The 24,851-nt window shown below is 42.0% G+C and carries 18 protein-coding genes; 2 read left to right on the top strand and 16 right to left on the bottom strand.

Features of this window, described 5'->3' with window-relative positions; genetic code table 11:
* Positions 1 to 11: 11 nt before the first annotated feature.
* Positions 12 to 2,039, bottom strand: coding sequence for a DNA topoisomerase IV subunit B (gene parE / locus IGJ12_RS06390; protein WP_034872209.1), 2,028 nt, complete (start codon positions 2,037 to 2,039; stop codon positions 12 to 14).
* Positions 2,040 to 2,323: 284 nt separating this feature from the next.
* Between parE and plsY the strand changes: the two genes are divergently transcribed.
* On the top strand, positions 2,324 to 2,962 hold the full coding sequence (gene plsY, locus IGJ12_RS06385) for a glycerol-3-phosphate 1-O-acyltransferase PlsY (protein WP_008379676.1): 639 nt from the start codon (positions 2,324 to 2,326) through the stop codon (positions 2,960 to 2,962).
* A 52-nt stretch (positions 2,963 to 3,014) separates the two neighbouring features.
* Here plsY and IGJ12_RS06380 read toward each other — a convergent pair whose 3' ends face one another.
* The 15 genes from IGJ12_RS06380 to IGJ12_RS06310 all read right to left on the bottom strand — a co-directional run bounded on the left by IGJ12_RS06380 (position 3,015) and on the right by IGJ12_RS06310 (position 22,903).
* Complete coding sequence (locus IGJ12_RS06380) at positions 3,015 to 3,890, bottom strand: aldose 1-epimerase family protein (RefSeq protein WP_005236816.1); 876 nt, start codon at positions 3,888 to 3,890, stop codon at positions 3,015 to 3,017.
* An 11-nt stretch (positions 3,891 to 3,901) separates the two neighbouring features.
* Positions 3,902 to 4,693, bottom strand: coding sequence for a GTP-sensing pleiotropic transcriptional regulator CodY (gene codY / locus IGJ12_RS06375; RefSeq protein ID WP_005236817.1), 792 nt, complete (start codon positions 4,691 to 4,693; stop codon positions 3,902 to 3,904).
* Between the two features lie 13 nt (positions 4,694 to 4,706).
* On the bottom strand, positions 4,707 to 6,104 hold the full coding sequence (gene hslU, locus IGJ12_RS06370; protein WP_005236820.1) for an ATP-dependent protease ATPase subunit HslU: 1,398 nt from the start codon (positions 6,102 to 6,104) through the stop codon (positions 4,707 to 4,709).
* Between the two features lie 14 nt (positions 6,105 to 6,118).
* A complete protein-coding gene (gene hslV / locus IGJ12_RS06365; RefSeq protein WP_005229630.1) occupies positions 6,119 to 6,661 on the bottom strand; it encodes an ATP-dependent protease subunit HslV in 543 nt (180 codons plus the stop codon).
* Between the two features lie 22 nt (positions 6,662 to 6,683).
* The gene (gene xerC / locus IGJ12_RS06360; RefSeq protein WP_005236822.1) at positions 6,684 to 7,622 is read right to left on the bottom strand and encodes a tyrosine recombinase XerC; all 939 of its coding nucleotides are present in this window, start codon (positions 7,620 to 7,622) and stop codon (positions 6,684 to 6,686) included.
* 196 nt (positions 7,623 to 7,818) lie between these two features.
* Entirely contained in the window at positions 7,819 to 9,255 is a 1,437-nt protein-coding gene (locus IGJ12_RS06355) for a flotillin family protein (protein ID WP_005236824.1), read from the bottom strand.
* A 13-nt stretch (positions 9,256 to 9,268) separates the two neighbouring features.
* Entirely contained in the window at positions 9,269 to 9,694 is a 426-nt protein-coding gene (locus tag IGJ12_RS06350; protein ID WP_008379668.1) for a hypothetical protein, read from the bottom strand.
* 119 nt (positions 9,695 to 9,813) lie between these two features.
* Entirely contained in the window at positions 9,814 to 11,115 is a 1,302-nt protein-coding gene (gene trmFO, locus IGJ12_RS06345; protein ID WP_008379665.1) for an FADH(2)-oxidizing methylenetetrahydrofolate--tRNA-(uracil(54)-C(5))-methyltransferase TrmFO, read from the bottom strand.
* 152 nt (positions 11,116 to 11,267) lie between these two features.
* Positions 11,268 to 13,346: a type I DNA topoisomerase gene (gene topA, locus IGJ12_RS06340; protein ID WP_008379664.1), complete on the bottom strand. Its 2,079-nt coding sequence runs from the start codon at positions 13,344 to 13,346 to the stop codon at positions 11,268 to 11,270.
* A gap of 142 nt (positions 13,347 to 13,488) precedes the next feature.
* Positions 13,489 to 14,367 (bottom strand): DNA-processing protein DprA, encoded by an 879-nt coding sequence (gene dprA / locus IGJ12_RS06335; RefSeq protein WP_008379662.1) that lies wholly within the window; start codon positions 14,365 to 14,367, stop codon positions 13,489 to 13,491.
* A gap of 68 nt (positions 14,368 to 14,435) precedes the next feature.
* On the bottom strand, positions 14,436 to 15,200 hold the full coding sequence (locus IGJ12_RS06330) for a ribonuclease HII (protein ID WP_016621295.1): 765 nt from the start codon (positions 15,198 to 15,200) through the stop codon (positions 14,436 to 14,438).
* Positions 15,184 to 16,050: a ribosome biogenesis GTPase YlqF gene (gene ylqF / locus IGJ12_RS06325; protein ID WP_005229614.1), complete on the bottom strand. Its 867-nt coding sequence runs from the start codon at positions 16,048 to 16,050 to the stop codon at positions 15,184 to 15,186. Before ylqF ends, IGJ12_RS06330 begins: the two co-directional genes overlap by 17 nt.
* A gap of 424 nt (positions 16,051 to 16,474) precedes the next feature.
* A complete protein-coding gene (locus IGJ12_RS06320; protein ID WP_087664328.1) occupies positions 16,475 to 17,380 on the bottom strand; it encodes a class C sortase in 906 nt (301 codons plus the stop codon).
* Between the two features lie 22 nt (positions 17,381 to 17,402).
* Positions 17,403 to 19,274 (bottom strand): SpaH/EbpB family LPXTG-anchored major pilin, encoded by a 1,872-nt coding sequence (locus IGJ12_RS06315; RefSeq protein WP_430619484.1) that lies wholly within the window; start codon positions 19,272 to 19,274, stop codon positions 17,403 to 17,405.
* A gap of 53 nt (positions 19,275 to 19,327) precedes the next feature.
* Complete coding sequence (locus IGJ12_RS06310) at positions 19,328 to 22,903, bottom strand: SpaA isopeptide-forming pilin-related protein (protein WP_430619483.1); 3,576 nt, start codon at positions 22,901 to 22,903, stop codon at positions 19,328 to 19,330.
* A 344-nt stretch (positions 22,904 to 23,247) separates the two neighbouring features.
* Here IGJ12_RS06310 and IGJ12_RS06305 point away from each other — a divergent pair, with 344 nt between their 5' ends.
* The gene (locus IGJ12_RS06305; RefSeq protein ID WP_005236849.1) at positions 23,248 to 24,741 is read left to right on the top strand and encodes a helix-turn-helix domain-containing protein; all 1,494 of its coding nucleotides are present in this window, start codon (positions 23,248 to 23,250) and stop codon (positions 24,739 to 24,741) included.
* Positions 24,742 to 24,851: the final 110 nt, after the last annotated feature.

Below are 24,851 nucleotides of genomic sequence, written 5' to 3'. Positions count from 1 at the left end.
GAGACCACCTCCTATTCCTTAACTAAATGTTTGCTTTCTGCTTGTTCGGTATCCATTAACTTTTCATCAACTAATTCCGGTACCGTATCTTCTTTTTTATCCAAAATACTGCCATCTTCTTCTAAACTGAATTGAACATGGCTTTCGATCCACTTCCGACGAGGTTCTACCTTGTCCCCCATCAGTGTGGTGACACGGCGTTCTGCTTGGGCCGCATCATCGATTCTTACCCGAATCAGCGTCCGCGTTTCTGGGTCCATCGTCGTTTCCCACAATTGATCGGCATTCATTTCCCCCAACCCTTTGTAGCGCTGAAGCATATAGCCTTTACCGATTTTTTGGGTCAGTTTGCTTAGTTCATCATCCGTCCAAGCATATTCGACTACTGCCTTTTTCCCTAACCCTTTAGACACTTTATACAAAGGTGGCAAAGCAATGTATACTTTTCCCGCTTCGATCAAAGGTTTCATATACCGGTAGAAAAACGTTAAAAGCAGCACTTGGATGTGCGCCCCATCGGTATCCGCATCGGTCATGATAATGACTTTGTCATAATTGCAGTCTTCAATCGAAAACTCTGGGCCAACACCGGCACCGATAGTATAGATCATGGTATTGATCTCTTCATTTTTCAAAATATCCTGCATCTTGGCTTTTTCTGTATTGATAACTTTGCCTCGTAACGGTAAAATCGCTTGGAACTTGCGGTCACGGCCTTGCTTCGCTGACCCGCCGGCTGAGTCCCCCTCCACCAAATACAATTCATTTTTCTTAGGATTACGAGACTGAGCAGGCGTTAATTTTCCAGAAAGCAGTGACTCACCTTTTTTGCGTTTCTTTCCTGTGCGGCTTTCTTCTCTCGCCTTTCTGGCAGCTTCACGGGCCTCTCTTGCTTTGATCGCTTTACGAACCAGCATTTGACTCATTTCACTGTTTTCTTGCAGGTAATAGCCTAGTTGCTCGCCAATCACATTGTCTACAGCATTTCTTGCTAAGGGTGTTCCTAATTTCCCTTTGGTCTGCCCTTCAAATTGCAAAAGATTTTCTGGAACACGGATCGACAACACGGCCGCTAAGCCTTCACGAAAATCACTACCTTCAAGGTTCTTATCTTTTTCCTTCAACAAATTGACCTTGCGGGCATATTCATTGAAAGCTTTCGTCATTGACGTTTTCATCCCCACTTCATGGGTACCACCATCTTTGGTACGTACATTGTTGACAAAGGACAAGACATTTTCCGAATAGCCATCATTGTATTGAAAGGCAAGTTCTACCTCGATTGCTTCTTTGGTACCGGAAAAATACACCACCTGGGTCAAGGTATCTTTTTCTTCATTTAAATAATCAACGAATTCTTTGATGCCTTCTTCATATAAAAAAACTTCATGAATTGGTTCTTCCCCACGTTCATCCGTCAGGGAGATTTTGACCCCTTTTAGCAAGAAAGCCGATTCTCTTAAACGTTCTGCGAGAATTTCATAGGAGAATTTGGTTGTTGAAAAGATCGTGTCGTCAGGTTTAAAGGTGACTGTGGTTCCAGTTGGTTTACGAGTTTTGCCGATTTTTTTCAAAGTACCCGCTGGTTTCCCACCGTCTTTGAAGCTCTGTTTGTATTCGATGCCATCACGAACGATGACTACTTCCAGCCAGCTGGATAGAGCATTTACAACACTGGCACCAACCCCATGAAGGCCGCCAGAAGTTTTGTAGCCTCCTTGGCCAAACTTCCCGCCGGCATGTAGCACTGTGAAGATCACTTCAACAGTAGGGATTCCCGATGCATGTGTCCCGACCGGCATTCCTCGCCCATTGTCTCGAACACTGATACTATTGTCTTTGTGGATCGTAACATCGATTTCATTGCCGTATCCTGAGAGTGCCTCATCAACCGCATTATCGACGATTTCATACACTAAGTGATGTAAGCCGCGGCTATCGGTCGAGCCGATATACATTCCTGGCCGTTTTCTTACTGCTTCTAGGCCCTCTAAGACCTGAATGGAAGCATCATTATATTCTGTGGTTTTCTTTGCCAAACCCACCGCTCCTTTAATCTTGATCAGTCCTTTTTTACTGCTGAAAGGACTGCAAAAAAAATCTTAACACAAAATACGCTTTTTTCAAGCGAACATTTTTCTAAACTATCTTATCCTTTTTCCTTTGTTTGCACAAGCTAGAGTCACAAAATGGCTTGTTTGTGTTTCACAGCTCCGAGGAAAGCTGTTTTTCTTCTTTCCCTGACTAGCGAAAGATTTTCTTATTGTTGGAAAGGCGTTTTCATGCTAAAATTGCCCTAGCCTTGCAAAGAAAGTTGGTTATTATGAATACGATTCTTTTATTTATTGTTGCTTACCTTTTAGGTTCGATCCCCTCGGGTGTTTGGATTGGCCAATTGTTTTTCAAAAAAGATATTCGCCAATTCGGCAGCGGCAATACGGGAACGACCAATACATTTCGCGTTTTAGGAAAGAAAGCCGGGATCGTTGTTTTATTGATGGATATCTTAAAAGGAACTTTGGCAACCAGTTTGCCTGTCCTCTTTGGTCTCCATACCGTCAATCCGCTCTGGTTTGGGGTCTGCGCGATCTTAGGTCATACCTTTCCGATCTTTGCCAAGTTTAAAGGCGGCAAAGCGGTGGCGACAAGTGCTGGGATGCTCTTAGGATACAATCCGCTCTTTTTCATTTATTCTTCATTGATTTTTGTTATCTGTCTTTATGTGACAAGTATGGTAAGCCTGACCAGTATGATCGCGGCGTGTTTGATCACCTTATCGACGGTCGTTTTGCCTTTTATCGCCCCTGCGATATTGCCTGAGCAAAACTGGCTGCTGACCTTCATCGCGATCGGCGTAACGATTTTTATTTTTATTCGCCATCGCGAAAATATTTCACGTATTAAAGACGGGACTGAAAGTCGGGTACCGTTTGGTCTGAATAAGCGTCAAGCGAACAAATAAGCAGAAGCTGAGAAAAGTGCAATGACTTTTCTCAGCTTCTTTTTGCCTGCTTTTATTTGACTGTGATCGAGTACTTTGTTTCAAATAACTCCTCAGGCGAAAGTGCTTGAATACCCAATTTTTCTGAAAGCTCACCGGAAGCTTCCAGTGTATCTGCGATACCGCACCATGGTTCTATACATAGAAACGGCGATTTTACGGGATACGTGGACCAAAAACCGACATACGGCATATTATTGTAGCTTAACGTAACACTATGAGGCGATTTCTCACTGCGAATCGAGTAGGAATGTAATCCTTTCGTTTCATAAACCAGCGCATCATTTGCAAACATATCGTGGGTCAAGCGCAAATCCGTATTCGTTTGACCGAGTGTGCGTTGTTCATAATCAATATAATTGCCTTTTAATGGCAATTTCACTCGTGATTTCTTTGGAGAAAAAGAAAGGTAGTAGTCTTCAAATGTCAGCCCTTTTTCAAGTGGGACATTGAATGCAGGGTGTCCTCCAATGGAGAAGAATAGTTCTTTTTGACCGCTATTCTTTACTTGATATTTGACGACTAAGCCATCACCGCCTAATTCGTAACTGACATACAGCTGAAAATCAAACGGATACTTCGCTTTGGTTTCAGTTGAACTTTCTAATAGAAACAAGGCATAGTCTGTACGTTTTTCAACGACAGTAAACACCATGTCTCTGGCAAACCCATGACGGGGCAAATGATAACTTTTGCCCTCATGCTGATAGGTGTCCTCTTTTAAGGCGCCAACAATCGGAAATAAGATTGGCGCATGCTTTCCCCAGTGGTTTGGATCAGCTTGCCAAATATATTCAAGGTCATTGCTTGTATCAACTAAGCTTTGTAGCTCAGCCCCTTTTTCTGCAATTTTTGCTTGCAGATGACCCGCCGTGATGGTAACTGTCATGGTCTCATCTCCTAATATTGATGTTTCGTCAATTCCTCTTTAAAGCGGCTGTTAAGCACTTTTAAATAGGTGCCTTTCATCCCCAAAGAGCGGGATTCTATAATGCCGGCAGACTCTAGTTTACGCAAAGCATTTACGATCACCGACCGTGTAATTCCAATGCGATCAGCGATACTTGACGCGGTCAGACGACCTTCGTCGCCTTCTAATGCCTCAAAGATTGCTTGAACAGCTTTCAACTCACTATAAGAAAGGGTGTTGATTGCCATTTGAACAGCTGTGGTACTGCGAACATCTTCTTCGATACTGCGGGATTTTTGGTACAAGAATTGCATACCAACAACTGTCGCACTGTATTCCGCTAATACCAAATCGTCGTCATCAAAGGACTTATCGATTCTGGAAAGAATGATCGTACCTAAACGTTCCCCTGCACCGTAAATCGGTACGATGGTCGTTAGTCCGTTGGGATACAACTCACGGCCTTCTACAGGAAAAGCGGTCATATCATCACTGATTGGCACATTAGCTTCTGTGGAAGTCAGGTGATCGACTAAATCTGTATAATTTTTAGGAAACTGTTTTTCAACAAACATTTTTTTGATGCGTTCATTATTGACATCATGGTTCTCAACAAAACCTAACACGCTACCGTCAATGCTAATAATATACGCATTGCTGTCTAGGATGTTTCCTAAAATGACAGCCATCTTGTCGTAAGGCAAATCAGAAGCTAAATTAAAGGTGTTTTTTTGCTGCAATAATTCGTTGATTTGTCTTGTCTTTTCTAATAATGTTTTCATTGGTCCGCTCCCTTTATAAAATATACCGGCTTAAGTCTTCATCTTTTGCGATGGACGCAAGTTTTTCTTCCACATACGCTTCTGTGATGGTGATTTCACCCATTTGCATCTCAGATGCTTCAAATAATAAGTCTTCAAGTAGTTTCTCTAGAATCGTATGCAAACGACGAGCACCAATATTGTCGGTATCGCGATTCACTTGATAAGCAATTTCGGCAATTTTCTCGATAGCTTCCATCGTAAAGACTACTTTGACATTTTCGGTTCCTAACAAGGCAATGTATTGCTTGACTAAGGCATTGTTGGGCTCCGTTAAAATTTTAACAAAGTCTTCTTTTGTCAAATCATCTAGTTCCACACGAATCGGGAAACGCCCTTGCAATTCAGGGATCAGATCGCTTGGTTTCGACAGGTGGAATGCCCCAGATGCAATAAAAAGGATATGGTCTGTTTGTAGGGTTCCGTATTTCGTATTGACTTGCGATCCTTCAACGATCGGCAAGATATCTCTTTGCACCCCTTCACGAGAAACTTCTCCTGACTGCTGTGATTTCGAAGATACTTTGTCGATTTCATCTAGAAAAATGATGCCACTAGATTCTGCTAAACGTAATGCTTCACTATGAATATCCGCGTCGTTGACCAGTTTTGAAGATTCTTCTTGAATCAGCAATTCTCGTGCTTCTTTTACGGTTACTGTGCGTTCAATTTTCTTTTGCGGTTTCAATGCTCCTAAGGTTTCATTCAAATCGATCCCCATTTGTTCTAAGCCATTGTTCATCATCGGTGCTTGATTTTTCGGCTCATCGACTTGGATCGTCACTTCCCGGTTGTCTAAAAGGCCCTTTTCTAATTGCTCAAAAATGGCTTGACGGTTGCTGCGAATCTCATCTGTCAATTCTTCTTTTGGCTCTTCTGGTTGTTGTGCGGCGTTGAACATATTCATCATTTGTTCATAAGGATTGGTATTCTTTTTCTGTTCCTTTTTAATACCAGGAACTAAGACTTTTACTAAACGACGGTTGGCTTTTTTCTCTGCTTGGATCCGCACGTTTTTATATTGTTCTTTTTTCACGATTTGGATCGCATTCTCAACGAGGTCACGTACCATCGATTCTACGTCTCGACCGACATAGCCGACTTCCGTGAATTTCGTCGCTTCTAACTTAACGAAAGGTGCATCAACGATCTTTGCTAAGCGTCGCGCAATTTCCGTTTTACCAACCCCTGTTGGTCCGATCATCAAAATATTTTTTGGTGTGACATCTTGTTGCATCTTTTCATCTAATTGCAGCCGGCGGTAGCGATTTCTCAAAGCAACAGCCACTGATTTTTTGGCGTTGGTTTGTCCAACGATGTATTCATCTAATTCTTTCACGATTTCTCGTGGTGATTTGTTTTGGTTTGTCATATCGTCATCCCTCTTTAAAACTCTTCTACAATGATATTGTGATTCGTAAAGACACAAATGTCTGCGGCAATATTCAAGGCACCTTCAGCAATTTCTTTGGCAGATAGTTCACCGCCATAACGTTTCATCGCACGGGCTGCTGCCAAGGCATAGTTTCCACCTGAACCGATGGCTAAGATCCCTTCATCTGGCGAAATGACTTCGCCTGTCCCAGAGACCAAAAGCATCTCCTTATCATTCATGACGATCAGCATCGCCTCTAATTTTTGCATCGATTGCTGAGTCCGCCATTCTTGTGCCAATTCTACTGCAGCTCGCTGCAAATTTCCGTTGTATTCATTTAGTTTTCCTTCAAATTTTTCTTCCAAGGTAAAGGCATCTGCCACACTGCCGGCAAAACCAACGATCACTTCACCATTGTAAATTCGACGGACTTTCCGAGCGGTTCCTTTCATAACGACCTGTTCTCCCATCGTTACTTGTCCGTCACCGGCCATGGCAAATTTTCCATCTTTTTCAACCGCACAGATGGTGGTTGAATGAAATTCTGACTTCATTTATGTTCCTCCTGTACCAATTTTACGCGCGTGGATGAAATTGGCGATAATTTTTTTGTAAACTGTCTTTGGTGACATGCGCATAAATCTGTGTCGTCGATAGATTGGCATGCCCCAACAGTTCTTGAACGGTCCGCATATCGGCGCCATTGTTTAATAAATGGGTTGCAAACGTATGCCGAAGCATATGAGGATGGATTTTACTGTCTAAACTGCTTTTTCGAATGATTTGATTCAAAACATATTCGATCCCAGTTGCAGTGATCCCGTCACCAAGATGATTCACGAAAAGGATCTCGTGTTCCTTGTTCTGCTTTTCCATCAGCTGTTTGCGTCCTGAGGAAAGATAGCGTTTGACTGCTGCTTGTGCGTAACTACCGAAAGGAACATAGCGATCCTTATTCCCCTTCCCATGAATCAGTAATACGCCGCTTTCCCAATCGATTGCCCCCAGTGTGAGACTGCTGCACTCACTGACCCGCAAACCTGAACCATAAAGGACTTCTAACAATGCTTGATTGCGCTGTTGTAGTGGCTCATCGCCAGCAACACTTTGAAAGAGAGCATCCATTTCCTTCTCATAAAAAAAACGCGGCAATTTGGCGTTTTTCTTTTTTAAATGAATGTAGGCGAAAGGATTCTCTTTGACGATCTCATGCTTGGTTAGAAACTGATAAAAAGATCGCAAACTAGCCATTTTACGACTGATGGAATTACGGCTGTACTCTCGTTCCGTCAAATAGCTTAAATAGACGCGAACATCGCGGTATTCCACTGCTAATGGGTCTTCATTGCCAGACTCTTTTAAGAAGTGAAAAAAATCGCCCATATCTTCTTGATACGCTTTTTTTGTCTTTTCCGAATACCCTCTTTCAACAATAAGATAACGAAAAAACTCTTCTTGAAACTGATCTGTTTGCAAATTAACCCCCCTTTTCATGATTCGAAATAACTTTAGCATAGACCACAAAAAAAAACAAATGAATTGTCAGAATTTAATCAATATTTCAAAGTTTAGACATAATTGTGAAAACTTTCTAAGAATCTACGTAAGATTCTTATCATTGTTCAGAAAGATCCGTTAAATGCGCCAGAAAAACGTACCAGTCCCTCTCCTCAAAAGAAAGAGGGACTGATACGTTTCCACTTATTTGCTTTTATTCGATTGGATCAGTTGTTGGCTGATGCGAACCAGTGCTTTCAGATACAGCCTGAACTAGCTCTTTGTTTCCTTGTTTTGTGGACATCGTGTCATTGATTAACCCAACTAAGTCTAATCCGGTTGTCTCTTTGATCGTATCAAAGGTTCGCGCTAAACCAGCTTCCCCCATTGATTGAAGACCATCATTGCCGCCAAAGCTAACCACTTTATCAATATTGCTCAGTGGCGCATTGACCTCTTTCGCGATTTCAGGCAGCACTTTGATGAACTCCATCAAAATACCAGCTTCGTTCAGTTTGGTCAAAGCAATCGCCATCTTTTCACGGCTTTCCGCTTCGGCTTGACCGACTTTTGCGATCCGTTCCGCGTCGGCACTACCTAGTTTTTCAATTCGTTCGGCTTCTGCTTGGGCAGCTAATTTGACTTTTTCCGCTTCCGCTTGTGCTCGTGCGATTTCTCTTGCTTTGTCTGCTAAAGCGTTTTGTTCAACCACATATTTATCCGCTTCGGCTTTTTTACGGACAGTTGCATTCAATTCTTTTTCCGTCAATTCCGCTTGTTTTTCTTGAATCTCGATATTTTTTTCTTGTTCGATCAATTGAACTTTCATTTGTTCGCCGACCGCGATCTGTTCCGCTTTCGCATCCGCAACTTCGCGTTCTTGTTTGTATTGTGCTTGTTTCAATGCCATATCTTTTGTCGCTTCTGCGATTTCTGTTTGGCGACGGATCTCTTCATGCTGTGCCAATTGCTCATTCTCAGCTTGCTTGATTCGAGTTTCTCTTAAGGCATTGGATTCCGCTACTTCGGCATTTTTTTTCACTTCAGCAATCTGAGGGCGTCCTAACGCATCCAAGTAGCCATTGCTGTCGCTGACATCTTTGATCGTAAACGAAACGATCTCCAACCCCATTTTCTTCAAGTCCGTAGAGGCAACTTCTTGCACTTGTTCCGCAAAATCATCGCGGTTTTTATAGATGGCTTCTACCGTCATCGTTCCTAGAATCGCCCGTAAGTGACCTTCTAAGACTTCTTGGGCTTCATCTTCCAATTCACCTGTGGATTTGCCTAAGTATTGCTCAGCAGCTGTCTTGATCGACTCGGTACTGTTGCCGACCTTTACAAGCACCGTCGCACTGGCTTTGATCGGTACGCCTTGTTCCGTATAAACTTCTGGTGTCCCAATCTCTAACTTGTGGGTTAATAAACTTAATTTATGGGCTTTTTGAACAATAGGAATCACAAACGTCCCACTGTTTTTTAAGATTTTGATGCCTTCTTTTCCTAAAAACGACCCCGTAACGATCAATGCTTCATCGGGTTTCCCAATGCGATAGCGTATCATCAAAAAAGCGATCAATAAAACAACGAGGACAACACCCCATAAAATCGGATTACTTAAAAAATCTACTGCTGATCCTGTATCCACCATAACGTAACACTTCCTATTCTATAAAATTTTTACTTTCCACCACCAACGCGATCCCTTTTTTATCAAAATCGACAATGATGACTTTGGTTCCGACTGGCAATCGAACATTGTTTTCACGATCTTCTTCCCGAAAAAAACGTGCAGGATAAACAGAACGTGCACCTTGACTCCCTATCTCCATGACTTCGCCGATTGTATCTCCGACAATCTTTTCCGTCAGTTCACCGATCACAAAATCATTGCGACTAATGACATTGCTGCGGTTTTTGTCTGTGATGCGATTGTAAAGCCACATAATGGGACCTAACAGCAAACTAAATAAAACAAAGACAACGAAAATGACCCCGACCAAAAGGATCAGCCATCCTAAAAATTGAATTACTGTAGGAAAACGCTGTAAATAGTTTTGAATCAAATGAATCCATTCTCCAATCACCATCTTCACCACCTTCTGTCATTGTTACTGTCTATCATAAGTCACCTTGATTAAAGTTTCAAGACAAATTAAAAAAAAACCTTCTTACCATTTATTAGTAAGAAGGTGATGACTCATCGCTCTTATAGTTGTTCTTTGGCTTCTTCTAAGGCAGCTAATGCCCGGTTTGCCAATGCTTCATAACGAGATTTTTTATCTCTGATTCGTTCTGGAAGTTCTGGCAGCAAACCAAAGTTGGCATTCATCGGTTGGAAGTGTTTGCCTTCTGCATGAGTGATATAATACGCCATACTGCCAATTGTCGTCTCTTGTGGCATAATGATCGGCGCTTCCCCTTTTGCAAGTTTGGCAGCGTTGATCCCGGCCATCAATCCACTGGCTGCACTTTCAACATACCCTTCAACGCCTGTCATCTGACCAGCAAAAAAGAGGTCTTCACGTTTTTTCGATTGGTACGTTTGTTGTAACAACTCTGGTGAATTCATAAAACTATTCCGATGCATCACGCCGTAGCGCACAAATTCTGCCTCTTCCAAACCAGGGATCATACGGAAAACCCGTTTTTGCTCGCCCCATTTTAAATGTGTTTGAAAACCAACGATGTTGTAAAGAGAAGCAGCCGCATTGTCTTGACGCAACTGAATCACTGCGTAGGGACGTTTGCCGGTTTTCGGATCTTCCAATCCAACTGGTTTCATCGGACCAAACAACATGGTTTTCGGTCCACGGCCAGCCATAACTTCGATTGGCATACATCCTTCAAAAAATTTTTCTTTTTCGAATTCTTTCAAAGGGGCCACTTCCGCATTGACTAAAGCTTCACGAAACGCATAAAACTCCTCTTCGTTCATTGGACAGTTCAGATAGGCTGCTTCGCCTTTGTCGTAGCGTGATTTCAAATAAACTTTATCCATATTGATGGTGGATTTATCGATAATCGGTGCTGCTGCGTCATAGAAATAAAATCCTTCTGATCCGTTAAAAGCTTGGATCGCTTTTGATAAAGGTTCAGAAGTCAAAGGTCCCGTTGCAATCACGGTAATCCCTTCTGGAATTTCAGTGATCTCCTCTTCGATGACAGTGACTAAAGGATGTTCTTTGACACGTTTGGTGACTAACTCTGAAAAATCATCACGATCCACAGCTAAAGCACCACCTGCTGGAACAGCTGTTTTGTCTGCAGAGGTAATAATGACTGAATCTAAGCGGCGCATTTCTTCTTTCAAAACACCGACCGCATTCGTTAAGTTGTTGCCCCGAAGTGAATTCGTACAAACAAGTTCAGCAAAATTATTTGTATGATGGGCTTCTGTCGATTTCTTAGGACGCATTTCATAAAGCTTTACTGCGACACCTGCTTGCGCTGCTTGCCAAGCAGCTTCGCTTCCGGCTAAACCGGCACCAATAACATTGATTTCTTTCATAGTGCTCTCCTTTTATTTCAAAAGCTCGCCTCTTCTCATAAGAAACTGCTTGTATTAATCAAAAGGACCGGCACTTTCTTTTGTCAGCCAACATCGAGGCTGACCGTTCAAAAGAATGCGCCGATTCTTTTTTTAACAGGGAATCCTGTTAGTTATTTTTGCACATTTTCTTCATAGTCCCCATTGATACACACGACTTGCTTGCCGCCTTTGACTTTCTTCTCGACTAAGTAATTATCACATTTCGGACAATTACGGCCTACAGGTTTGTCCCAAGAAGTAAAGTCACAGTCCGGATAGCGGGTACATCCATAAAACAACCGATTTTTTTTCGATTTGCGTTCAACAACTTGGCCTTGGTGACAGACCGGGCACTCAACGCCGATTTCTTTGACGATTGGTTTCGTGTTGCGACAGTCAGGGAAATTGCTGCAGGCATAAAATTTTCCGTAGCGACCTAATTTGATCACCATTGGATGGCCACAAAGGTCACAGTCAAAGCCTGCAGGTTCGTCTTTGATTTGGATTTTTTCGATACTTTCTTCTGCGGTCGTCAATTCTTTTTCAAAGGGACGGTAGAATTGATCGACGACTTTGACCCATTCTTCTTTCCCAGCTTCAATGCTATCCAAGCTATTTTCCATTTCAGCAGTAAAATGCATATCAACGATTTGCGGGAAGAATTCCTCGATCAATGAATTGACGATCTCACCAAGTTCAGTTGGCTCAAAACGTTTTTGTGTCAATTTCACATAATAACGTCGTTGGATTGTTTCCAACGTTGGTGCATAAGTTGAAGGACGACCCACACCGTTCTCTTCAAGGGTTTTGATCAAGGTGGCCTCACTGTAGCGGGCAGGTGGTTGAGTGAAATGCTGTTTTGGTTCGATCGATACGGATTGGACCACATCTCCTTCAACTAACTCTGGCAAAATGTTCTCTTTGTCTTCTTTGCCATCATCGCGCCCTTCCACATAGACCTGCATAAACCCTTTAAATTTGATCTTTGAACCATTGGCAATAAAGATGACACCATTTTGATCCAAGGTAACTTTCATTGTATCCAAAATCGCCGGCGTCATTTGACTAGCCACAAAGCGAGACCAGATCAAGCGATACAGTTTCAGTTGGTCTTTGTCTAAGAATTTCTCCATGGCTTCTGGCGTACGCATCACACTTGTTGGTCTTACCGCTTCATGGGCATCTTGTGCCCCTTGTGCATTCGCGCGTTTTTTACCACCGTGCGCCGAGAACTCTGAACCATAAGTACTTTCAATAAATTCTGCCGCTTCGCCTTTGGCTGTGTCTGCGATTCGGGTCGAATCGGTACGCATATAGGTGATCAAACCAACGGTTCCTTGTTTACCAAGAGCGATCCCTTCATAGAGCTGCTGTGCGACCATCATGGTTTTCCGCGTTCGAAAGTTCAGTTTACGGGCTGCTTCTTGTTGCAAGCTACTGGTGGTAAACGGTGCCGCCGGGTTGCGTTTGCGTTCTTTCTTTTCAACCTTCGTCACTTGAAACTCTTTACTAGAAAGACGATCGGTGATTTCTTTTATGCTTTCAGCATTCGGTAATTTTTTCTTTTTGCCATCTAGGCCCCAAAAATTGGCTTTGAATTTTTTCGTGGCTTTTTTAAAGTTTCCATCAATGCTCCAATATTCTTCAGGAACAAACTCACGGATCTCTTTTTCACGATCAATAATAATCTTAAGCGCCACCGATTGAACACGGCCAGCACTCAAGCCTTTTTTCACTTTACGCCAAAGGATCGGGCTCAATGAATACCCGACTAATCGGTCTAAAATCCGGCGCGCTTGTTGAGCGTCAACAAGATCTACATCGATCGTTCTTGGCTCTTTGAAGGCTGCTTTGACCGCATCTTTAGTGATTTCATTAAAGACGACGCGATTTTTATCTTTTAAATCTAATCCAAGTAGAAAAGCTAAATGCCACGCAATAGCTTCTCCTTCTCTATCCGGGTCACTTGCGAGGTAGACTTTTTCGGCTTTTTTCGCAGCTGAGCGGAGACTTTTGATTACATCGCCCTTGCCACGTATCGAAATGTAATGCGGTTCATAGTCATTTTCGACATCAATTCCCATTTTACTTTTCGGAAGATCACGAATATGACCGACACTTGCGACGACTTTGTAATTTCGTCCAAGGTATTTTTCAATGGTTTTCGCCTTTGCCGGCGATTCCACGATTACTAAATATTTATATGCCATATAAAGAATGGCTCCTTCCTGAATTTTTCCTACTATTATATTCTATCAATCAGTGAACCTATCGTATGCAGATGAAACATACAAATCGTAGCTTATCATAGCTTTCAAGAAAAGGTTTGTCAAGGAAGGTTGATTGGAAAAATCAAAAAAAGGCTAACTCCTGTAAAATATCTGACACACTAATCGTACATTTTGCGCCATCTTGAATCAAGTGGTGACAACCTTTTGACTGATCGGAAATCATTTCACCAGGCACTGCAAAAACTTCTCGGCCATTTTCCATTGCTAATTGTGCTGTAATCAAAGAACCGCTTCTTTCTTTAGCTTCAATCACACAGATCGCTTTTGAAATACCGGCAATGATGCGATTGCGTAAGGGGAAGTGATGTCTTTGCGGTTTGGTGTCGTGAGAATATTCACTCAGTACTAGATGTTCTTGACGAATCTGCTGGAACAACGGATACGCAGAAGTAGGATAACAATGTTCCAAACCAGAAGCAATCACGGCAATGGTTTGTCCCCGATTTCTAATGGCTGATTCATGAGCAAAACTGTCGACGCCATTTGCTAATCCACTGACGATCGTATAGTTTTCTGTCACTAAAGGCGGGATCAGCTTTTCGCAAACTTTACGCGCGTAGCGAGAAGCTGTTCTTGCGCCGACAAATCCAATCATGGGCGTTTGCAACAATTGCAGATTTCCTTCGTAAAATAGTAATAATGGTGGGTCCGCAATTTGTCTTAAAAGCATCGGATACTCCGCTGAAAAGAAGGTGAGGTAGTTTTGTCCCCCCATCTTTTGTGTGATATGCTCTTCTGTCATTTGCTCCCACGATCGGCGAAAGACCGTCCTATGCTGTGGAAGGACGCCGATGGCAATCATCTCTTCCAACGAACAACGCATTTCTTTTGTTTCCAGCCAATGCCAAATAATCTTCCAGCAACCTTGCAGACCGATTCCCTGACAGTAGTACAGTTTTATCAACTGTTTTTCAAAATCTGTTGCTTGTTGATATTTCATAAACAAAGCCCTCTTTTCTTAGTGATCTTACTTATAAGATTCGCTAAAAAAAGAGGGATGGATGAAATTTATAGGTATTGTTTAACTGGGGCAAAGGTTTTTCGATGAATAGGGCAAATTCCATGGGCAGCTAACCCTTCTAAATGAACTTTGGTCCCATACCCAGCATTTTGATCAAACCCATAAAAAGGATACACATCATGAAAATCTTTCATTAAATTGTCACGATAGACTTTGGCAATGATACTTGCTGCGGCAATCGAAATGGAGCGGGCATCGCCTTTGATCAAGCTTTGTTGAGGGATGTCGGTCTCGATGGTCATCGCATCAATGAGCAAATGTTCCGGCTTGACCGCTAAGTCGATCAAAGCTTCTTTCATCGCCAGGCGGCTCGCTTGATAGATATTTATCCGATCGATTTCTTCAGGACTAACCACACCGATACCGACAGCAACGGCTTTATTTTGAATTTCGATAAACAGTTCTTCTCTTTTCTTCGCAGAAAGCTGTTTTGAATCATTTAACCCCAAAATCTGGCATTCTTTAGGCAGAATCACCGCAGCTGACACCACGGGTCCTGCTAAAGGTCCGCGCCCCACTTCATCTAAACCGGCGATAAAACGGGCGCCTTGTTGAAATGCTTCGTTTTCAAAACGCATCATTTCTTCGTATTTTTCCTGCAATAGCTGCTGTTTGACTAATTGTTTCTCATATCGTTGCAACAGCTTTTGGACCCCTGCGCGTTCATCTGCTAGCAATTCCTGCAAAAATGCCGGGTCATTAAAGGTTGGATCAAATAATCGCTCTTTGATTGTCTTAATCGGTTGTTTCATCTTGGCTTTCCATTTCCTCCACTCGATCTAGTGTATAACGGCCTAATTTTCCTTGCCGAATGTCAAAGACAACAAGCTCGCTTCCTCGATCATAGTTATCTTTATACCCACGTTTTTCAGTGATTTTCATCAACAGGTCCGGCGCTAACAACGCCTCTTCCTCCGCCTTTAGTTGGTAACGATTGGCGATTCTTTCAGGATAATAGCGGGCAAAAAAATCAAGTCCATACAATGCGATATCATCCAAATGGATCAGCTGATCTTTAATAGCCCCCGTCAATGCCAATTTTTTACCAATCTCAGGATCTTCAAATTTTGGCCATAAGATCCCAGGCGTATCTAGCAGCTCTAGATCAGTCCCAAAACGCAGCCATTGCTGTCCTTTGGTCACGCCGGGTTTATTACCCGTCTGAGCAATTTTCTTCCCTACTAAACGGTTCATCAAGGTTGATTTTCCGACATTCGGAATGCCAATCACCATCGCTCGAATCGCACGGGGCTTCAATCCTCTGGCTTTGTCACGAGCGATTTTTTCCTTCAAGACTTGCTTAGCCGTCGGGACAATGGCTTTGACGCCTTGATTGTCTTGGGCGTTGATCGCCAAGGCTAAATAGCCTTGTGCTTGGAAATAATGCTCCCATTTTTTGGTTTGAACGGGATCTGCTAAATCCGCTTTATTGATCAAGATCAATCGTGGTTTTTGCTGTAATAATTGGTCCAGCATGGGGTTGCGGGATGAGATCGGCAAGCGTGCGTCCACGAGTTCAAAAACGATATCCACGAATTTTAATTTCTCACTTACTTCACGTCTGGCTTTCGCCATATGGCCTGGAAACCATTGAATGGTCATTTGAACGTTTTCCTCCTTGGTACTTCTTCGAATTGGTAAAAAAAGACAGTAGTGTCTAAATCCATGCAGTATATACCTAACAAGAACGAGGACTATTTGCTCTAAAACCATCAGAGAAACTAGTCACACTGGGCATTTTGCTAAAATTGCTTTAGGACAATGTTCTTGTTCCAACCTCGTGCATAGGTAAAGCTTTCAGCGCGATTCTCATGCGTCATACGCGCCTCTCGCTTTTTAATTTTGGGGAAGTGGTTGGAAAAAGCTTGTCTACCCACTCATTCTTCCTTTTTTCTGACACCTTTACCATTAGACCGACTGTTTTTTACTACCTTTTATCTTCGTTATTGTACCATATTTCACACGACATGTTTCGTTCTGAGTAAGGTTAACAAGTCATTTTCTAGTGGATCTAGAGGAAAACCTGCTATCTTTGCTTCTTATCACTGGGAGTGATCAAATCATGCTGTTTTTTTCTTTTGATTCTGCTAATCACCAGCAGGAGTAGTAATAGTGTGGTGCTTACAACTAGCAGCACCCACAAATCCTGCTGGTTTGCTTTTTTTGCGGCATTTGTTTCATTTTCTTCATTGTAAGGAACCCTTTTGCCGCGAACCAATAAACGATGGCTATTGACCATATAGGGTGTGCAGGTTAGTAAGGTGACATAATCACTGCCTTTGACAATTTTTAGTGCTTCGGTATCATCAGGGGCGACCGTTTTAATCTGATCTATTTGATACGCCAACGTATCATCAAACGTTTCGATATAAAACTCATCGCTGATCTGCAGCTTAGGCAGATCCGTAAAGAGGGTTGCACTCGTTAACCCACGGTGTCCGCACAGAACTGCATGGGTATCTTCACCACCTATTGGATACGAAGCGCCCTCCAATAATGTTGCTCCTCTTTTTAACAACGTATCGGTGGTTTGATCAAAAATCGGGAGAGCGACACCAATCACGGGGATCTTTAAAACGCCGATCGTATGTCGTTCATAGTAATCAGGTGTATCGCCTGATTCTGAGTCCCTTGTTTCTGATAAATCTTGCGTTTCTTTGATTCCAGGATTGCTGGGATGCTGTGCCAGCTCTTGATTTACTCGTTCCAACTGGTTCCTTTTTTGTTGTTTTTCTATTTCACTCATTTTTTTAGCTTGGCTTTGGTAGTAGCTGATCAACTGTTGATCCAAAAAGGTGTTGAGCTGATTACTTACAAAAGGATAACTGATGATCAGAACACCTAGCAGCAGCAGAATACCCATTAGAACATCCAACAAAGTCACTTTTTGAGTAGGTACTTTCGTGCCATTTCTTTTCCTTTTGATTGTCATCGTGCATTTTCATCTCATTTACTTACCCTTTTTTCCGTTTAACAAAATAACACCCAGCTAAACCAACGATCACCACTCCGATGGCGCCCATTAAATACGTGCCGGCACCACCAGTTGCCGGTAAGGTTCCTTTGCGGCGGTTAGGGACTTTTTCTGGATCTCCCAATTGCTCTTTCGTTCCATAAGACGTTTCATGTACTTCAAAAGCGATGCGATTTGTTAGCAGTACATAATTTTTTGGTGCTTTTACTTCTTCCAAATAGTAGGTGCCAAATTTTAACCCGATGATATCAACTAATCCATCTGTCCCTGTGGTAAATTTCGTCGCTTCATCCGCTGTTTGCACCCAAGATACCTGTTTGGTTCCTTCTTCGATTTTCAGGTAGTTGGCATCATCACGGTCTTGATCCCGTACAACAAAAACTGCATCTGCCAATGCTTCGGTAGCGGTCACAGCCCCATCGACTTTTAAGAACCGTTTGCCCCCTGTCAAAACTTCCACGCTTGGAGGCGTTTGATCCGTCATGAAATCCGTTTCTACATTTGCTTCATTCGTAAAGCCATTGATAGGCATAGCCTGTTCATTTAAATACATATAATACACAAAGCGCAATTGATTTCCCGGCGTTAATTGCGGCACGAATTCTGGATTGATAGTTACCGTAAAGCCATGCTCTTTTTCCGTTACTTGGTAATTCGTCGCATCGATTTTCTGCTCTCCATCATACAACGCATAGCCCGTTTCTCCTTCAGCTGTATTTTCAAAAGTTAATGCTGGATCATGGGCATCGATCAATTGAAAATGTTTGTATTTATTTTCTGATCCTACTTTATCTTGAATACCTGATGGGATATTGACCGTTAGGTGATATTGGATTCTTTCGCCGATCTCTACGTCTTTGTCGTCTAATTGTGGTGTTGTTTTTGTAACATTTGTTGTGTCATTCTTGATTGTTAGCTCAACAGTAACGTTATTTCCTGAATCAATCGAGAAATCCTTGATTCTTTCTTCCTCGATTAAGGCGGCTTGACTTGGGGCTTTCGTTTCCTCTAATTGATAGGCGCCTGTTTCTAGTTGCGCAATCTTTAGCTGTCCTTTTTGGTTCTCACTCACATCGATACCAGCGTCTCCAGAAGCATATTGTTTGCCTGTCAAAAAACGATACGCTGCCTGTTTGTCAGTTGTCCATGTATAAAGTCCATCGGCTGCACTTAAAATGTATTTCTTGGTATTTTCGCGTCCTTCTTGCTTTGAAACAACAAATTCCGCATCATTCAGTGGTTCGTTTTCCCCCGTTCCTCGCTTATTCACAAGGAGCGTTCCTTCATTTGTGACGATATTTTTCGGATAAAGATGGATCGTGTCTAGCTCTTCTTCTCCATAAACATATGAGCCATCAGCTTGTTGGATCATTTCATATACGGGAAAGGCGATCACCATATTCTCAGCAGTTGTAACGCCGTCTTTAGGGGCTTCTACAATGGTGTAAACTGCATCCCGATCGGCTTGTTTTTTCGGCAATTCAAAAACCAAATCACCGGCTGCATCTGTTTTCCCGCTAGCTATAGGGGAACCAGACGTCAAGGTTTGGACTTGACGCTTGGCTTCTTCAACGGATGCCCCTGCAGATCGTTTTTCATAAAATGCTGCTGTCACATCATAGACAGAAAAAGTGACATCGGCTAAGCCTTGGTATTGATCAAACTCTTCCATCTCAGTCCCACTATTTTGAATCAATGAACCTGGCAGATTGACCATTTTCTTTTTATGGAGATGGATCTGTGCCAAATTGCTCTCTGCAGACACTTGCTGATTTTTTGTTCCAAAAAAGACAAATGGCAAAAGTAAAAATAGGAGACAAACCATTTTCGTATGATTAAAAATCTTTTTCATTGTTCTTTCCTCTCTTCTAAATTTTTTTCGTTTTTCATTCGCTAATGGAAAAATTACTTTAATGAAGGCTTATCTTTGCGCTTAACGTGCAAATAGCTACCAGCTAAAAGGACTAGCAGACTTGCTGAAAGAATGACCATCCATCCATGCCAATTCCCTCCGGTTTCAGGAAGAGACACTTTCACTTGATTGGTTACGATCAATTCTATTTGATTGTTCTTTTCTCCAGAAACAAGAAGATTCGGTAGTCGTTCTTCATCGATAAAGACCTGACCATCCTCTTCAATCTTGATTTGGACAGGTGCTGTTAAACCTGCATAGCCTGCGGGTGTACCAGTTTCTTCCAAGGTATAGCTGCCGGGTGTGAGATCTTGGAAGTGAAATACCGCTAGTGCTTCTCCGTTTTCAGGCAGTTCGACAGTCCGTCCGTTTCCACTTAGCCGGAATTTTGCCCCCTCAAGTGCTTGTCCCAGTTCATCCTGTTTATTGACCACCAAATCAAAAGGTTTTAACTGATTGCCATGGGTAAGGGTCCAACAGTTGGCATCCCCGTCGACATTTTCCCCTTGATACTGGATTTTTCCGTCTGTACCAACGACAAATTCATAGTCACCGGCAACCGTATCATATCCGAGCGGACCGGCTGTTTCTGAGATACGATAAGCGCCAGGCTCAAGGATCGTAAATTCAGCCATCCCAACATCATCCGACGTTTCTGAGGCGATTTCTTGATAATCCCCTCCTGCTGTTTTTTGTTGAAGAGAAAAGACAGCGCCTGCTAACAATACTTGCTGCTCATTTTGCAACGTATATTTTCGAATAGCGACTGGAATTTCTTTAAACGGATTGGTAATCTCCAGGGTAATCGTATGCTCGACCAGTGTGACAGGTTGTCCATCAATCGTCGCATGCCCTTGCTCATCAATATGGATCAGCCACTCTGTTTGCTTAGCCAAATGATGTCCCGCCGGTGCAGTGACTTCCTTTAAACGATACGTCTGACTTTTTTGCAACGTAGTATCTGCTGGCAGCCCGTACGTTCCATCCCCTTGATCCACAAGGGTTACTGTCTTTCCAGCGCCCGTCAATTCAAAAACAGCACCTGTCAGCTTCACCTCTCCTACAGCGGATTTTTTGATCAGATTTAATGCGAGGGGCACAAACGTCTTTGTGTTTTTCCATGTAGAAACGTCCACTCTTGTCGATTCGTAGCCTGATACTGCCAGTTCATTTGTGACTTGATAATTAAACGTTTCTCCTTGATTGTTATAAAGCGGCAGTAGCCGGGTTTCTTCGTAATCCGTTCCATCCTTTTCAGAAACCGCGGAAACCTTGCTTCGTTCCCAACTTGTCTGATCTTGTGCATCGGTCTCAGTAAGTTTGAGATATCCTGTTTGCCAGCTCTCCTTGCTAGTAACTGGGCTTCTGCTTATTTCAAAATAGACAGATTCTGGGCGACTTGACGTATCGCCATCGTATTCCTCCCAGACTTTTTTGATCGTCAACTCCTTCCCAGCTGCTTTGGCAGATGGCACACCAAACAATGCCTTTTGATCGGACTGATGATTCGGATAAAACACCGTTTCTCCATTCATTTGATACCAAGTATCTGGTTTAAAATCCGCTGCTTCCGTTTGAATCCGCACTTGATAATGAATTTGCAGTTCCTGTCCTTCGCCTAAATAAAGACCAGAAGCATTGAGTGTATTGTCAGATATCGTGACCTCAGGCTGCACCGTTAGAGCAGCAGAACCGACACTTTTGATGGACAAGCTATTTTCTTCGTATAAAAATGGCTGCGAAATGGGGTCAGTAATCTCTCCATCAGTGACTGTCGCCGAAATATGAAGGGCTTTTTTCTCGAGATAGTCGGCAATATCCGCTGCTTCATTGGCTGACTCATAATAAAGATGCCCCTCTTCATCAGCAGAAACCATCTGTCTCATTTTGTTCTCAACATCGGCCTTTGTATACCCAGCTGCTTGATCCCCTTGCAGTTGAATCCCCAATCCGTGAATCTCAATCCCGCGCTCTTTTAACGCCATCGCCTCACCGATCGTGGCGACAAACGTATTGTTGATCCATTTAGAGTTACCGTACTGATCAGATGCAAAATACCCGTTGTAGAGATGTGAAGTATTCATCGGCTGGTCTTGAGAAAGAGAAAAGGCGGTTCCATAATAACTACCATCTGCTTGTGTATGCACTTTGGACACATGATAACTGTAGGTCGGCACGCCATCTGTTAACAAAACGATGACTTTCTTATGTCCATTTTGCGTTGATAGCATATCCCCAGCTTGGCGCAGCCCTCTTTGGGTAAAGGTCCCCCCAGCTGCTGTTTCTGGCGTCATCGTTCGGATCGTCTCTTTGACTTCAGAAAATTTTCCTAACTGGCAGGTTTTGTTTTGGTAATTGTTACCATCACTGGAATAACCGACATAGCCCATGTAGACACTGTCTTGAATGCCGCTTCCTTCAATTTGATTCAAAAAGCGATCCACACCTTTTTTTACCTCAGTGATGCGTCCCATCTCATTCATACTCCCTGACCAATCCACTACCAACACAACATCGATCGGATCAATTTGGCGTTGAACATTCCCTCGTACATTTAGGTAGACATCAAACAGTCCTGGAGTATTCGTCTCTTTTGCAAATTTCCGTAAAGCAAAATCCGCTTCATCTCCCACACCACCATACTCAATATACGAGTTGGTCAAATTTTCTGGATCACCATTCCATGTAGTTACGCCATCCCAGGTTTCGCCTGCATCTTTGTTCCCCTGATGATTTAAGACATTGCTCTTTTCATCAATTGTCCAATTAGCCGAAGGATACGTCCCGCTTTGGTCTGTCGTATAATCTGGTTCAATCGAAGCAAAAGCCTGTGAAACGGTCGTTTTTTGATAAAGACGTTCTTGTTTAAACGGTTCAATGAGTGTTTCGTCTTCAGAAGAACTTGTCGTTGTTCCTGTTTCCTTTGTCTCTTCCTGCGTTTCTTCATTCGAAACACCTTTTGAGTCTTCATTCGACACTTGTTCCGAAGTTGACTCCGTGCCGGTTTCTGTAGCTTGTGAATCAGTTGAGCTGACTTCCACCCTATCTGAGGAAGCAGATTCTGTCGCAACCGGAATGTCAACTATCAATTCATCCAAAGACGCCAATTTGTGCGATTCTTGATTTTCGTGATCATATTCTTCAATCTGAATCGCCAACTTCAGTTTTTTTGTTTCATTAGGTAGTTGAAACGTTACTTCTTGTTCACAGGGTGTTTTCAAGAAGTCTTGTGTTGTTAGCCAAGACTGCGCGGATTCATCCTCAATAAAAACCACCTCTTTGTTGTTCGTTTTCGTTAGCGGTTGTTCTTTTGTTTCATCAAGTGCATATAATTGCAGCCAGATGCGTTGCTGTTTGTTTTTTTGTGATAGCTGATATCGTAAAGTAAATTGATTGCCCTCCCGTTGACCTGTCAGCTTGATCTGCTCCGTTTTGGTAATAGCGATCGTATTTTCTTCTTGTGCACTTGCTGTCCCATTTGTTTGCAAACTCGAATAAATGAAAAATAATATCCCCCCTAACATACAGAAAATGAAAGAGAACCAGTGGTGTCTCTTTGTCAAAAACATAAAAAGACCTCCTTTCAAAGAATCAAAAATTACAAGCTGATGATACAAGAAAGAAGCGAAAGACACCTCTTTTTTTTATTTTCTGAAAAACAGGAAAAATTTACGCATCTGTAGTTATCCATAAATAAAACAAAGTTTTTTATTTCAAAGCGGAACCAATTAACCAACGTTATTTAATAACTAAAAAAAACTAGCGTTTTTCACATGCGATTTCTATTTTTGTTCTTTATGAGACAGCTCTGGCAAAAATTTGTCTCAGTTTTTCTAAAAAAAAGCAAAAGTTTTGAGACGTGTCTTTACACAGTAATATAAATAAGTTATTAATAAAATAAGAAGGTGATCATTTGATTGAAAAAATACTCTTAGATACCCGAGCATTAGACAAAATCGGACTCTACGGAAAACTACTATCAATTGCTCCGGGTGAATACAACATAGAGTTCGTGAAAAATCTGACCCATTTAAGTGCAACGAGATTGAAAAGTTTACTTTCCTCGATCCAAGAGGACCTGCAAAACCTCTCCCCAGTAAATCTTTCATTACATAAAAACACCCTTAGTCTCCCTAAAAATTTGATTGAATACAATCAATATCAGCAGTTTTTAGCCCAAGAAAGTATTTCTTATAAAATGTTGTTAAGTATCTTGACCAACCAAGATGAAAGTTTGCTGGCATTTTGCCAAAGAAACTATATCAGTCGTTCGACTTGTTTCCGACAAACTAAAAAGCTTCAGGATCATTTAAAGGAATTCAACGTAACCTTAAATCAATCCGCCATGACGCTTATCGGTTCAGAGATGGTGATTCGCATCTTATTGTTTAATTTTATCTGGCACATTTCTTTAGGGGATAGTTTGGTGAAGGCCTTTGACCAAGAGATCGAAGAGCTTTTTGTTACCTATGAAGGAACGAAATACAAAAGCAAGTATGAAATTGGCAAAAAAGAAGCCTTACTTCATTGCAAGATTTGTCTGTTTCGTTTAAAGGATGGTCACAAGACAAATCTTTATCAGTTAACGAACCGATCATTTATCCCCAGTGGTGAAAAGCTTGATTTCTTCTCTGCTTTCTTTATGATCATTGATTCAGCAATAGACATTCTTGAGATCAATTCTTTGTTCTTTCTTTTTTATTACTGGCCGATGCTGACTTCTGCCAAAGATGTGCGTCTTCCGATTGTAGCGGATTGTTACAATCACGAAAAGCTAGAATTAAAAGAGCTGATGACTGAGTTTGAAGAACATTGCCAAAAATTTCTCTGTGATTTTGACTTCGACCATCAGTCGTTCCTTTATATGAATACATATCTTACGTTGCTGAAGTTCTGTATATTTAAGCAAAAAGTCCCCCTTTCAAATTTTTTCGAAGCAAATGTCATTAAGGATAAATACCCATTACATACGATTTTGACAAATACCATTCAAAGTTTTTGGCGTAAAATAGCAAATCGTAAAGGTTATGAGTGGTTAAAAACCTGTTATACCGATCTTGCTTTTTATCAAGCCTGTTTGCTTTATCCCATTTACATTGAAAAGGAACAAAAATATAAACTTAAAGTTGCTTTTGTCTATGTATCTAACTACTTGGTTTCCATGGAAGTTTTTAATATATGTGAACGGTTGCCCTACGTTGAAATTGAACGGATCACGCTGCCAACTGAAGAACCTTTTGACTTTTATATTTTGAGCTCACCACAGCTTTTACCCCCTTTTACAACCGAAGAAAACTCGGCAATCATTGATTTTTGTCGCTATCGTGATTTTGAAACGAATTTATGTCAGAAACTATCGAATGCTTTTAATGAAAAAATAAAAAAATTAACAGCAATTAGTGACTAAACAAACGCTTCTTTCGATGCTAACCATTTCCCTTTGGAAAAAGAATAAAAAGCTAGACAAAATCCCCCCTTGGAATCAACGGATAATTCCAAGGGGGGATTCATTATTTA

The organism is Enterococcus sp. DIV0802b, from assembly GCF_050543535.1.
Classification (GTDB): Bacteria; Bacillota; Bacilli; order Lactobacillales; family Enterococcaceae; genus Enterococcus_D; species Enterococcus_D entomosocium.
This window is presented reverse-complemented; position numbering and strand designations above follow the sequence as displayed.